This is a genomic window from Tenggerimyces flavus, from assembly GCF_016907715.1.
GTDB lineage: Bacteria > Actinomycetota > Actinomycetes > Propionibacteriales > Actinopolymorphaceae > Tenggerimyces > Tenggerimyces flavus.
The window spans coordinates 8,155,225-8,168,257 of record NZ_JAFBCM010000001.1; the positions used below are offsets into that span (position 1 = coordinate 8,155,225).

Annotated in this window: 11 protein-coding genes; 7 read left to right on the plus strand and 4 right to left on the minus strand. The window is 69.4% G+C overall.

The features are described 5' to 3' along the window. Window positions 1-4: 4 nt before the first annotated feature. From JOD67_RS37960 to JOD67_RS37975, 4 genes are read left to right on the plus strand one after another with little or no spacing between them, the layout of a single operon-like run. Entirely contained in the window at window positions 5-1,552 is a 1,548-nt protein-coding gene (locus JOD67_RS37960; protein ID WP_205122489.1) for an alpha-amylase family protein, read from the plus strand. A gap of 38 nt (window positions 1,553-1,590) precedes the next feature. Further along, window positions 1,591-1,926 (plus strand): metal-sensitive transcriptional regulator, encoded by a 336-nt coding sequence (locus JOD67_RS37965; RefSeq protein WP_205122490.1) that lies wholly within the window; start codon window positions 1,591-1,593, stop codon window positions 1,924-1,926. Window positions 1,927-1,963: 37 nt separating this feature from the next. After that, window positions 1,964-2,185 (plus strand): heavy-metal-associated domain-containing protein, encoded by a 222-nt coding sequence (locus JOD67_RS37970; protein ID WP_205122491.1) that lies wholly within the window; start codon window positions 1,964-1,966, stop codon window positions 2,183-2,185. Further along, on the plus strand, window positions 2,185-2,832 hold the full coding sequence (locus JOD67_RS37975; protein ID WP_205122492.1) for a GNAT family N-acetyltransferase: 648 nt from the start codon (window positions 2,185-2,187) through the stop codon (window positions 2,830-2,832). The genes JOD67_RS37970 and JOD67_RS37975 overlap by 1 nt, the downstream gene beginning before the upstream one ends. 14 nt (window positions 2,833-2,846) lie before the next feature. Here JOD67_RS37975 and rhmD read toward each other — a convergent pair whose 3' ends face one another. Together rhmD and JOD67_RS37985 are read right to left on the minus strand one after the other, a co-directional pair. Then, window positions 2,847-4,025, minus strand: a complete 1,179-nt coding sequence (gene rhmD / locus JOD67_RS37980; protein WP_205122493.1) for an L-rhamnonate dehydratase — start codon at window positions 4,023-4,025, stop codon at window positions 2,847-2,849. Window positions 4,026-4,418: 393 nt separating this feature from the next. Further along, complete coding sequence (locus JOD67_RS37985; RefSeq protein WP_205122494.1) at window positions 4,419-8,369, minus strand: glycosylhydrolase-like jelly roll fold domain-containing protein; 3,951 nt, start codon at window positions 8,367-8,369, stop codon at window positions 4,419-4,421. 144 nt (window positions 8,370-8,513) lie between these two features. Between JOD67_RS37985 and JOD67_RS37990 the strand changes: the two genes are divergently transcribed. From JOD67_RS37990 to JOD67_RS38000, 3 genes are all read left to right on the plus strand, one after another. After that, entirely contained in the window at window positions 8,514-9,305 is a 792-nt protein-coding gene (locus tag JOD67_RS37990) for an IclR family transcriptional regulator (protein WP_205122495.1), read from the plus strand. An 89-nt stretch (window positions 9,306-9,394) separates the two neighbouring features. Further along, window positions 9,395-10,165 (plus strand): MBL fold metallo-hydrolase, encoded by a 771-nt coding sequence (locus JOD67_RS37995; RefSeq protein ID WP_205122496.1) that lies wholly within the window; start codon window positions 9,395-9,397, stop codon window positions 10,163-10,165. Continuing rightward, window positions 10,162-10,917 (plus strand): SDR family NAD(P)-dependent oxidoreductase, encoded by a 756-nt coding sequence (locus JOD67_RS38000; RefSeq protein WP_205122497.1) that lies wholly within the window; start codon window positions 10,162-10,164, stop codon window positions 10,915-10,917. The genes JOD67_RS37995 and JOD67_RS38000 overlap by 4 nt, the downstream gene beginning before the upstream one ends. 4 nt (window positions 10,918-10,921) lie before the next feature. Here the strand turns inward: JOD67_RS38000 and JOD67_RS38005 are convergent, their stop codons facing one another. Together JOD67_RS38005 and JOD67_RS38010 are read right to left on the minus strand one after the other, a co-directional pair. Further along, entirely contained in the window at window positions 10,922-11,983 is a 1,062-nt protein-coding gene (locus JOD67_RS38005; protein WP_205122498.1) for a Gfo/Idh/MocA family protein, read from the minus strand. Continuing rightward, a complete protein-coding gene (locus tag JOD67_RS38010) occupies window positions 11,980-13,011 on the minus strand; it encodes a Gfo/Idh/MocA family protein (protein ID WP_205122499.1) in 1,032 nt (343 codons plus the stop codon). Before JOD67_RS38010 ends, JOD67_RS38005 begins: the two co-directional genes overlap by 4 nt. Between the last annotated feature and the right edge of the window lie 22 nt (window positions 13,012-13,033).

Sequence of the window (13,033 nt, forward strand, 5' to 3'; positions counted from 1 at the left end):
GAGCGTGCTTCCTGTCTTCGACGAACCCTCTGAAGTTCTGGTCGCCGCCGAGGGCTGGAGCGAGCTCCGGCCCGGCGCGGACCAGGTCCGCCTCGATGTCGCGGCCGACGACTCGGTCACCGTCTTCGTCCGCTCTTCTGGCCCACTCAGCCGGGTCGTGCTGCGCTGGCCGTTCGCCCGGCCGGCCGACGCGTACGTGCTCGGCGACGCATGGGAGCGAACGTACGGCGAGCAGGCCTGGCGGCTGGTGCCGCCCGAGGTGCTCCCCTGGTACGTGCTCGTGCACGCCCAGGTCGTCTCGCGCACGATCGGCATCGGCGTCCGGGTGCGGCCGAACGCGTTCTGCGCGTGGACAGTTGACGACGGGTTCCTGTCGCTGCACCTGAACGTGCGGAACGGCGGATCCCCTGTCCTGCTTGGCGATCGTGAGCTCGAGGCGGCGACGATCGTGCACATCGCGGGTGAGCCGGACGAGTCGCCGCGGCTGGTGCACGAGCGGCTCTGCGCGGCGATGTGCCTCGACCCGCTGCCGTCGCGCGGCCCGCTCGTCGGGGCGAACAACTGGTACTACGCGTACGGCGAGAACTTCGGGCCGTCGAACGTCCTCAACGACGCGCGCACTGTGGTCGAGCTCGCCGACGGGCACCCGGTGCGGCCGTACTCGGTCGTCGACGCCGGGTGGAGCCCCGGCGGTTCGGCGCCGGGCGGACCGTGGACGGCGGGGATCCCCGGACTGTTCGACGACTTGGCCGGGCTCGCCGCCTCGATCGCCGAGGTCGGTGCGGAGCCGGGGATCTGGTTCCGACCGGCGTCGTTGTCGTACGTCTCGGATCCGTCGTTGCTCCGCGCGGGACCGCAGCCGGTCCGGGAGCAGGCCCTCGACCTGAGCCTGCCTTCGGTCCTCGACCTCGTGCGCGAGGACACGGCGCGGCTCGTCGACTGGGGGTACCGGTTCCTGAAGCACGACTTCTCGACGTTCGACGTCTTCGCCCGGTGGGGTCCGTCGATGGGGCTCGAGCTGACCGACGACGGGTGGTCGTTCGCCGACCGTTCGCTGACGAACGCCGAGCTGCTGCTGCGCTTCTACCGGACGATCCGCGAGGCCGCCGGCTCCGCGGTGGTGCTCGGCTGCAACGTGGTCGGGCACCTCGCCGCCGGGCTGGTGGACGCGCAGCGTACGGGTGACGACACGTCCGGGCGGGAGTGGGAGCGGACCCGGAAGATGGGCGTGAACACGCTCGCGTTCCGGCTGGCGCAGCATGGGCGGTTCTTCACGATGGACGCGGACTGCGTCCCCGCCACGCCGCGGACGCCGTGGTCGCTGAACCGCCAGTTCCTCGACCTCGTGGCCCGCTCCGGCACCGCCCTGTTCGTCTCGGTGGACCCGGCGGCGCGCACCGACGAGGTGGACGCCGATCTGTCCGCCGCCCTCCGCCTCGCGCTCTCCGGCGGCGACGCCGGCGGGATCGAACCGGTGGACTGGCTCGACACCCCCACCCCACGTCTCTGGCAGTCCAGCGAGGGTTCCGTGCGGTACGACTGGTCGGACTAATACCAGGTGGGGGTATAGTGGTGGGCGAGGGAGGAACGATGCCGAACACTGACGGGACGAGCGAGGGCGCCGTGGTGCACTCGCATGCGAGCGTGCCTGGCTACCAGGGCACCAAGGACGCGCATCTGAAGCGGCTTCGCCGGATCGAGGGACAGGTGCGGGGGTTGCAGCGGCTGGTCGAGTCCGACACGTACTGCATCGACGTACTGACCCAGGTCTCGGCGGCCACCAGGGCGCTCGAGTCGTTCGCGCTCGGTTTGCTCGACGAGCATCTCTCCCACTGTGTCGCCGAAGCTGTCGCCGAGGGCGGCGCGGAGGCCGACGCGAAGGTCAAGGAGGCGTCGGCAGCCATCGCCCGCCTCGTTCGTTCATAGTCCGCCGCGCGTACCGCACCCGAAGGGTTGGATCCGCATGCCTACTGCCACCTACTCCGTCTCCGGCCTGACCTGTGACCACTGCGTGCACGCGGTCACGTCCGAGTTCTCCGCCCTCACCGGCGTGAGCGAAGTGACCGTCGACCTCGTACCAGGCGGCGAGTCCAAGGTCACGGTGACCAGCGCCGCGCCGCTGGAGCTCGACGACGTGCGTTCGGCGCTGGACGAAGCCGGTGACTACCAGCTGGTCAGCGCCTGATGGAGGACCTGATCCGCCGCTGGCAGGAACCATGGGGTGCGATCCGGGACCTGCCACCGGCGGAGCGGACGGCTGACGGACTCCGCGCCAAGCTCGGCCTGCCAGGCCGCGTGTACGAGCTGCTCGTCTTCGACGAGGGCGACCGCGTCCGCCGGCTGGCCGCCGAGGTCGCCTCCGCGTCGGTGGCGACCTGGCTCACGGTCTTCACCACCCGGCCGGACTCGGCCGAGGTCGCGATGAAGGAAGGCGGCCTGCCGCCGGCGCCGTACCGCGAACGGTTCATGTCGATCGCGCTCGCCGACCACCCGGACGCCGCGGCACCCGCGCCGTACGAGCTCGCGGTGGTGCGGAACGGCCGGGTCATCCGCGCGGAGCTGCGGCTGCCGAACGGCGAGGTCGCGGCGTACGGGCACGCGGCGGTGAACGGTCCGGACGCCGCCGTCCACGACGTACGCACCCTCGACGAACACCAACGCCGCGGCATCGGCCGCGTCGTCATGGCCGCCCTCGCGCAGCACGCCGTCGCCGCGGGCGCGAAGACCGCGTACCTCACCGCGAGCGCCGAGGGCGAGCGGCTCTATCTGGCGCTCGGGTGGACGAACGTGTTCGCGCTGCTGGTCGGCAAGGGCGGCTTGCCGGTCGAGTAGACCCGCCGGGGCGGTCAGCGCGGGTAGGGGCGGTGCAGCTCGCACTCCGGGTTCAGCCTGACGCCGAAGCCTGGGGTCTCGGGCAGCTTGAGCCGACCGTTCACCGGGACCGGTTCGTCCAACAGCAGTGGCGAGAACATCGGCACGACCTCGCTCGCCTGCGGGTGCATCATCAGGAACTCGGCGAACGGGCTGTTGTGGCGGGTCACGACGAAGTGGTACGAGTACACGCTCGACCCGTGCGGCACCACCATCGCTCCGTGCGCGTCGGCGAGGGCGGAGATCTTGAGCAGCTCGGTGATTCCTCCACACCAGTTGACGTCTGGCTGGATGAGGTCGGCGCAGCCCATCTCCAGCAGCAGCCGGAACCCGTACCGCGTCGACTCGTGCTCGCCGGTCGTCACCCACATGCCGGGCGGCACGCGGCGGCGCAGCTCGGCGTAGCCCCAGTAGTCGTCCGGCGGCAGTGCCTCCTCGATCCAGCGCAGCCCGAACTCCGCACCCGCGTGTGCCAACCGCGTCGCGTAGTCCAGGTCGAGGGACATCCAGCAGTCCCAGGCCAGGAAGAAGTCGTCGCTCACCCGTTCGCGCATCGTCTGGAGCTCGCGCAGGTTGGCGCGCATGCCCGCCGGGCCTTCGGCGGGGCCGTGGTGCAGGGGCAGCTTGCCGCCGATGAAACCCATGCCCTCCGCGAGATCCGGGCGGGCACCGGTCGCGTAGAACACGAGCTCATCGCGTACGGGACCGCCGAGCAGCGCGTACACCGGTTCGCCGCGCAGCTTGCCCAGCAGGTCGTACAGCGCGAGGTCGATCGCGCTGATCACGTTGACCACTATGCCCTTACGGCCGTAGTACAACGTCGCGTTGTACAGCTGGTCCCAGATTCTCTCGATGTCGGTCACCGGCGCGCCCTCGAGGAATCGCGCGAGGTGCCGCTCGACGATGTACGCGCCGGGCTCACCAGCTGTCGTGAGGGCGAAGCCGACGGTGCCGTCGTCGGCTTCGACCTCCACCACGAGCGTCCCGAGCACGTTGAGCCCGAAGGCCTGACGGCTCTGCCGATACTCGGGATACTTCGCCATCGGCGTGGCGATGTGGTCGTCGATCCAGTGCTCCGCACCCTGGTCGTGGTAGTCGGCGCCACCACCACGGACCACGAACGCCCGGACCGCTCGTATACGTGGCATCGCCATCAGCTGCGCTCCCCTGCTGACGTGATGGCGTGCCCGTTCCGGCCCGGCGTGGTGGCGTGGGGACGGACCGTACGCATCCGTGGCGTTGCCATCACGCGGGCTCTCCTCGCGGCGGCCGCGGCCGCCCTGCTACGGGCATCGCCGTCGACTGCGCAGTCAACCGGCACGACGGCCTGCCCGTTCCGGCCCGGTGTGGTGGCGTGGGGACGGACCGTACGCATCCGTGGCGTTGCCATCACGCGGGCAGTTCTCGCATCGGCCGAGCGGCGCGACTCGGCCTTCTCGCTACGTGGCATCGCCATCAGACAGACTCCCCTGTCGACGTGACGGCGTGCCCGTTCCGGCCCGGCGTGGTGGCGTGGGGACGGACCGTACGCATCCGTGGCGTTGCCATCACTCGGGATTCTCTTCTCGCACCAGCTTCACCGGACCCAGCAGGCCAGAGACCCGCTGTCCGCCGAAGACCATCGTCGTAGGTGAGGCGTCATCCAGATAAGGCGCCAATGTGTTGAACACGCTCACCTCGATCTCGTTCGCGCCCGGTCGCACCGCGGCAGAGATGTCGAACCGATACGGCGACCATACCCGTGCACCGATCAACTCGCCGTTCACTCGAACCTCTGCCGTGCCACGCACGCGCCCCAGCTCCAGTACCGTCGCCGCGTCTGTCACGTCGGCACTGTCAATCTCGACTTGACGGCGGTACGTCACTCCTCCTGAGTACGAGCCTAGACCCGCATCAGCCCACTCACCCTCGCTCAGTGTGCCTTCTCCACAAGCGAAGATCGGCGGGCCGTCCCAGAGAGCTCCTTCCGTGCGACCATCGACCGGCTCGACCCGAATCGTCAACACCCGGTGCTCGCGTTCCGAACCCGGCAACGACAGCATGCCACGATCTGCCGACAGTTCGCTTTCGTCCATCCACAGGCTCACCCGATCCGACGCGACCGGCAACGTGCAGGACGTGGCGCCAGGCGGCACCGTCAGGCGGTACCACTCCGCGGACCGTTCGCTTCCGGCGAACGCGTTCGGCACCACGTCGAGCACGGTCTCCGCGTGCGCGATCGGTTCGAACCAACCCGCATGGCGCAACGGATGTGGCCGCGGCCTGAGCAGTGCCCAGCGCGGGTCGTACGTCTGCTCGCGCCGGCGCGCGGTCGGCACCGTGACGCCGTCACGCGAGAACGTCCACGCGTCATCAGTGATGAACGCCCGCACAGCCCCGTCGCCGAACGAGATCTCGGCATCGACGAGCACTGCCAACGGCCCACCGATGTCGGTGAAGCGGACCTCGATCTCGTTGTCCCCAGACCGAAGCACCGACGTCACGTCGTACGGCAGCACCCGGTTCTGCCCGCCGTACGGCTCGAACGCACCCTGCGTCGCGATCTCCTGACCGTTGACCCACAGCGTCGCCGGCCCGTCGGTCCCCAGCTGCAGCGTCGCCTGAACGGGAGCCGACGGCAGCGTCAAGGGGGCTCTGGCGACGACCGCCGACCCACGGGCGGATCCGTCTCCCGGCACGAGCCACTCCGGCCGGACGAACGCCGCCGCGTCGGTCGTCAACGCCCAGTACCCACGGAGGAATCCGGCCTTCTCGGCCGTGACGTGCAGCTCCAGCGAGTTGTCGCCCGCGCGAGCCGCGACGGTGTCCAGCCGCAGGAACCCACCAGGATCGGCCGGCAGCACCGTGCCGTTCCACGTCACCTCGGCGACGCCGTTCGTGCCGACGGCCAACGTGTACTCGCCAGCCTCGGGCACCGGCAACGTCGTCCGCAGCTCGACGACCTCGCCCGGCTCGACCCGGTCGACGTGCCAGAACTCGTCCGGCACGCGCGCCTTCGGTCCGAGCATCCGCGAGTGCGCGTGGTCGTTCTCGATGCCTCGGGACAGCGAGTACCTGATCGGCGTCCAGTCCGCACCCGACCGGCGCAGCCAGCCGAATGTGCCCTGCCCGACAAGCACCGAGCCCCACTCCTCGGCGTCGTCCAGGCGGTGGTCCAGGCGCCATTGCTGGATGGGCAACGGGCCTTCGTGCGCCGGCAGCGCGAAGTCGCCATGAGAGTTGTCGGTGGTCGGTAGCAGGATGCTCGACCATGAACCTTCGAGCGAGATTTCCGTCCGATCGACCGGACCCGGCGAAGCGCTGCGTGCCGTCGCTGCGGCCGCGTCGACTGCTGCGTCATCCGCCGCAATGGCGCGCCACACGAGCACCGCCGCGGGTGCCGTTGCGAAGTCGACCGTGACCTCGACGCCGCCGTCGACCTGCCGTACGGAGGCGGGCCGCGAGGTGCCGGTCAACGGGTCCCACTGCTCGACCTCGGCGGCCGGGCCGTCGATCGTGACGGTCGAGCTCGGCAACCAGTCGGTCGGCTCGAAGCCGTACCCGTTGCCGCGCATGCCGCCGATCCAGTCCTGGGAGTTGGGGATCCGGGTGATGGTTCCACCCGCCGCCGGAGTGGCGGGGACGAACAGCACCTGACGGTCGTCGACGACGCGCCGCAACAGGCGGCCGTCGGTACGGATCGCGCGACCGAGTCGCTCGAGTACGGCCGGGACGTCCTCGGACGTCTCGACGTGGACGGCTGTGCCGGCCGCGACCAGGTCGCGCAGCCGGGCAACCGCCGTGTCGCCTGCTGAAGTGTCAGCCAACGAAGGGAGATCGCCCACGACAACGAGCAATCCACCCTGCTCGCAGAACTCGACCAACCGCGACGCGGTGTCGGCTTCGAGCACCGAGGACGACGGCAGCACGATCGCGCGGTAGGTCTCCGCGCGGGTGTGCAGCCCGGCCGAGTCGGCCCGCGCGCCGGCGACGGTGTCGTCGTCGAGGACGTCGAAGTCGAGCCCAGCCCGGTCGAACACGCCGGGTGCCGGGTCGAACCAGACCATGCGCCCGACCAGGTCGAGGTACGCGCGGTGTGCCCGCTCGGCCTCCGGCCGCGGCCCGCCCAGCAGCGACGCCGCCTGGATGGTCGCGGACGGGAACAGCACGCCGACGTCGCAGGTGTGTTCGCCCTCGGTGAGCAGCCAGCTGAGCCGGCTGACGGTGTCGGCGAAGTGCCGGTAGTGCCGCCAGTACGGCTGCCGCCAGCAGGTGCTCGGCGGCGCCCACTCGTACCAGCCGCCGCGGGTCGAGTAGTAGACCGCGTGCGGGTTGTACAGGTTCGCGCCGGAGAGCAGCCACGGGACGAGCCAGTCGAACGTCTCCTCGAGCGTGCCGCCCCAGCCGCTGGAGTGGAACGACTCGATCCAGGTCCGCGGCCGGTCGTAGTGGTGCGCGAGCGAGCTGTGGATGCGCGCCTCGCCGTGGTGGTCGCTGCCGGGCGCGCTGTACCAGCGGTGGGTACGCGCGTAGTCCGCGTACTGCTTGGTGCAGCTGATCGGCTCGCCGGCGCGCGACGGTCCCTGCTGGTCGACGCCGAGCAGCAGGCCGCGGCTGTCGTGCCAGTCGAACAACGGCCGGAAGAGCGCGTCCTCGGCAAGGCCGGCTCGTACGCGTTGGTAGTCGGCGCGGACGCGGGCGGACTCCGGTCCCCAGTCCTCCCAGAGCGCGGCGAGCTGGGATTCGACCCGGTAGCCGCGGCGGGAGACGAACTCGCCGGAGAACGACGGGCTCCAGGTCGGCAGCGAGGGCAGCTCGTCCTGAAACGAGCCGACGATCACCTCGCCGATGAACTTGCTCAGCCGGCGGTCGAACTCGCCGTGCACGGTGTCGATCAGCTTCGCGCACGCCTCGCGCGAGGTGTAGTCGAAGCCCTGCCGGAGGCTGTACGCGAGCATCACCCGGTGCGGGCCGGCGCCGCCCTCCCAGCGCGCCCGGCGGTTGGCGATCTCCAGCGGTACAGGTGGTCCGGCGACCTCACCGGACGCGTCGAGTGGCAGCGCGAAGGCCGCCAGCGGCGCGCCAGCGGCCGGCGTCTCCAGCTCGATAGCGTCGGCCGAATCGACGGACACCCGTTCCAGCGAAGCGCCCATGAACTCGGGTTGTTCGGTGACGAGCAGGCCCTGCAGGTTGGCGCCGGAGAAGCCGATCTGGTCGTAGAACCACAGCCGCGCGCCGATGCCGCGCGCGTGCGCGCACAGCCCCTCCCAGATCGCCCACCACTCCTCGGAGAGCAGCGGCGGATCGTCGGCGAGCGAGCCGTACGTCGGGCCGGTCGGGGCGAGGTTCAGGACGACGACGTTGTAGACGCCCTGCGAGACGAGCTGGTCCAGCTGCCAACAAAGCCGATCCAGCTCCAGGCGTTCGCCGCTCCACCACCAGATCGGCACCGGAGAGTACTCAGGCCGTGGTGTGGAGAAGCCGTCGAAGAGGTCAGCGTGTGCGGAAGGCCGAGACATGCATCCACCCAATCGGTTTGGGTCCGGTATCGGTCAAGAGGTGACGCGCGACGGTCTTGCTGGTTACCGTATGGCGAGTTTCAGTAGTGTGAAGTTGGGTTCACATATACGAACTTGCCCGGGCACATCCCTCGGGAGGTCCGCATGGCCGAGGCAGTGAAATCCGCAGAACGAGCACTCGCGATTCTCGAGCTGCTCACGACGACCGAGCGCCCGCTGACGTTCACCGACATCGCCGACTCGCTGCAGTACCCGCGGTCCAGCCTGCACGGGCTGCTGCGGACACTGGTCGAGCGCGGCTGGGCGGACTTCGACCTCACGCATCGCTCTTACACCTTGGGTATTCGTACCCTCGAAGCCGGGAACGTCTACACGCGTTGTCTAGGACTGGTCGAGCGCGCGCTGCCGCTGATGGAGCAGATCCGCGACTCGATCGACGAGACCGTCCAGCTCGCGGTCCTCGACGGGATGCAGAACGTGTACGTCGCGAAGGTCGATGGCAAGCAGACGTTGACACTCGCGTCCGAGGTCGGTCGACGGCTGCCAGCGTACGCCACCGGCGTCGGTAAGGTCCTGCTGGCCGGACTTGGTCATGACGATCTGGTTCAACGGCTGCGGGTCGCGCGGCTGGAGCCGTTCACCCAGAACACCATCCTCGACAAGCAGCGCTTGCTCGCGACGTTGGAGCAGGTGCGGCGCCGCGGTTTCGCGGTGGACAACGAGGAGTACACGATCGGCCTGCGCTGTGTGGCCGTTCCGATCTACGACTACAGCCGGCACACCGTTGCCGGGTTGTCGGTGTCCGTGCCGACGATCAGGTTCACCCCCAAGCACCGCGAACGTGCTCATGCCATGCTCACCGACGCCGCCGGGCAGATCTCGGCCGCGCTGGGCTACCGACCGGCGCGCATGGTCGCGTCCGTGGAGGTTCGTTGACGATGTCTACAAGCTCTTCCGGGGTCCCCGCGGAATCGCGCCCTCAGGATCCGACGGAAAGCGATCAGGCCACGGAGCGATTCCGTGGGGTGGTATACGACGTTCAGATCCTGCCGATGGGACGGGGCGACATCCCCGGCCCGGAGCTGTTCTGGATGAGCAGCTGGAACGACTGGCACACGTTGCTGTTCCAGTCCGTGCTCATCCGCGGCAACGGCGTGACCGCCTTGGTCAACACCGGGCCGGCGGCCGACCTCGGGCCGATGAACGCGCACTGGTCTCTCGTCCTCGGCGAACGGGCCGTCATGCGACGCGAGGACGACGAGTTCATCGTCGACCAGCTCGCCAAGCACGGCGTGACCCCGGCCGACATCACGCACGTGATCCTCACGCCGCTGCAGCTCTACACGGTGAGCAACGTCAAGCTGTTCAGCAACGCGCAGATCTGCATCGCGGAGAAGGGCTGGGTGCACTTCCACACCACCCACGAGCACCCGCACGACAACCGCGCGACCTCGTTGCCCGACGACATCCTCGTCCACCTCGTCACCGAGGCTTGGCCACGAGTAAGGCTGCTCGCCGACGAGGACGAGCTCGCGCCCGGCCTGCGGACCTGGTGGAGCGGCGTCCACCACCGCGCGTCGGTCGTCGTCGAGGTCGACACCCCGAACGGCGTCGCGGCGATCTCGGACAGCTTCTTCGTCCGAGAGAACGTCGAGAAGGGCATCCCGATCGGCATCAACGAGAACATGTACGAGGCGATCGCCGCGTACAAGCGCGTCCGCGAGACCGCGGACCTGATCGTCCCGCTCTACGATCTGGGCAACCTCGACCGTTACCCGGAAGGCAAGGTCGGATGAGCCGAACCGTTCTCGTCACCGGATCCGCCCGCGGCATCGGGCGCGCCACCGCCGCGAGGTTCGGCAAGGAGGGCGCACGCGTCGTCGTGAACTACCCGCCCGGCGAACGCGACCACGCCGACGAGACCGCGCAGCTCATCTCCGACGGGGGCGGCACCAGCCTGCTCGTCGAGGCCGACCTCGCCGACCCGCAAGCGGTTCAGCGCATGGCGGCAGAGGTCCACGAGGAGTGGGGCGCGCTCGACGTCCTCGTCAACAACGCCGGCATCTGCCCGTTCAAAGACTTCTTCGACATCGACCTCGAGTTGTGGGATCGAGTCCAGCACGTCAACCTGCGTGGCGCGTTCCTCGTCACCCAGGCGTTCACGAAGAGGATGGTCGACGAGGGCAAGCCCGGCCGCGTCATCTCCGTCTCGAGCATCTCGGCCTGGGTCGGCGGCTCGCAGCAGGTCCACTACTGCACGACGAAGGCTGGCATCTCCTCGCTGATGAAGAGTCTCGCGATCGTTCTCGGCCCGCACGGCATCACCTGCAACGCCGTTCTCCCGGGCGCGATCGCGACCGACATCAACAAGGACGACTGGACGAACGCCGAGAAGCTCGACTACTTCAACCAGCGCATCCCGGTAGGGAGAATCGGCCAGCCCGACGACATCGCCGGCGTGATCTGGCTGCTCTCCCAACCGGAGTCGAGCTACCTGAACGGGTCCGACGTCCTCGTGGACGGCGGCATGTTCGTCAACCTGCAGTAGCGGCTCAGGGCGTACGCGAGTAGGCCCCGTGGTCGGGCGCCAACGGCAGGTCGACCGTGGTCCCGCTCTCCGCCGAATGGTAGATCGCGGCCACCAACGACAGCGCCTCGTGTGCCTCGGCGATCGTCACCGGCGGCGGCGCGTCGCCGGACAGCGCGGCGCCCAGGTCCTCGAACATCCCCGCGAACCCGTTCCGCCGAGGTGTCGACTCGGCCCGAACGAGCTCGTCAACCTCCTCTTGCAGCCCCGGATCCCGAGCGGTGAACGTCCACACGTCCTCCCCCGGCGCGTACGCCGAGGACCCGCTCTCCGCGGTCAGCCCCGCGTACACGAACCGGTAGAGGCTGTAGTTGCCCGCCGCCCCGATCGTCACCGCGGACGTCGCGAGCGCACCGTTCGACAGCCGCATCGTGATCGCCGCCGTGTCCTCGACCTCCAGCGGATGTACCAACGTGGCGACCTCGGCACGCACGCGCGCGACCGGTTCGGTCAAGTACGTCAGCAGATCGTGCGCGTGGATCACGTGCCCGATCACCACGCCGCCCAGCTCGGTCGCGAGTTTCCCCCGCCAGGGAACGGAGTAGTACGCGGCGTCGCGGTCCCAGTGCACGATCAGCGAGGCCGCGATCGGCGGGCCAGCCAGCCCCTCGGCGATCAGCCGACGCAGCTGCCGCGGCCCGCGTCCGTACCGGTACTGGAACACCGGGACCAGCAGCCGGTCAGCCTTCAACGCGGCGGCGGCCAACAGGTCCACGTCGGCTGGAGAGGCCGCGACCGGCTTCTCCACCACCACGTGCTTGCCGGCCTCGAGCGCGCGCAGCGTGAGGTCCTTGTGCGTGTACGGCGGCGTCGCCACCGAGATCACGTCGATCGTCGGATCGTCGAGCACGCGGTCGAACGAGTCGGTCGAACGCGCCGTCGGGACCATCGCCACCAGCGATTCGGCGCGCGCTCGGTTCAGGTCGCAGATCGTCGCGACCTCGTACAGGCTCGGGTTCTGGATGTAGCCGATCAGGTGCGAGGTGCCGATGCCCGCGCCGACGATGGCGACCCGGTGTCGCGTCACTTCAGCCCTCCGACTCGCGTGGCGGAGGCCTGCGCGTTCAGGGCGACCTCGGTCGCGGTGAACACGTGCTCCTGCGGAATCGCGGTCGTCGTCCGCTCGGCCACGTCCCGCACGATCGACGGGAAGTACGGCAGCTGCACGTCGAAGCTCTCCAGGTAGTGCGTGCCCTTCTGGTCCACCAGGAACAGGTGGTCGCCGCCCGGGCGGCCGAGCAGGTCGATGTACTTGCGGATCTCGATGTAGCCCTCGGTGCCCAGCACCAGGAGCCGGCCGTCGCCCCAGACGCCGAGGCCCTCCGGGGTGTACCAGTCGACCCGGATGTACCCCTGCGCCTGCGGGCTGCGCAGCACCATCTCGCCGAAGTCCTCGAACTTCGGGTAGTCGGGGTTGCCGAAGTTGCCGACGGTCGAGGAGACCACCTCAGCCGACGTCGAGTCGGTGAGGAACAGGAACTGGTCTGCCTGGTGCGACGCGATGTCGGCCAGCGCACCGCCGGCCAGGTCGGCGTCGAACGTCCAGGAGGGCCGGGTCTTCGGCCGCAGCTGGTGCGGGCCGGTGCCCATCGTCTGGACGACCCGCCCGATCGCGCCCTCGTCGATCAGCTGCTTCGCGTGGTACGTCGCCTTCGAGCTGGTCCGCTCGGAGAACGCGACCGACCAGAACCGCCCGGTCTCGGCCGCCGCCGTACGCAGCTCTGCCAGCTGGTCGAGCCGGATCGCGCCCGGCTTGTCGGCGACCACGTCCTTGCCCGCGCGCATCGCCTCGACGGCGATCCCGGCCCGCTCGACGGGCACGGCGGCGGTGACGATCAGCGAGATCGTCGGATCCTCAAGCAGAGCTGCACGTTCGTTCACGCGCGGGATGTGTGGCGCCTGCTGCGCGACCATCGCGGTGTACGGCGTGTCGTTCTCGCTCCAGTAGCCGGCGCAGTCCGCGCCGGCCCCCTGGAGGCCCAGGATCAGGCCCATGATGTGGCCGTGATCGAGGCCGATTGCAGCGAACTTCAGTGGCTCTTCTGAGGTAGTCACACCCCCAGCCTGCCACGGTCGC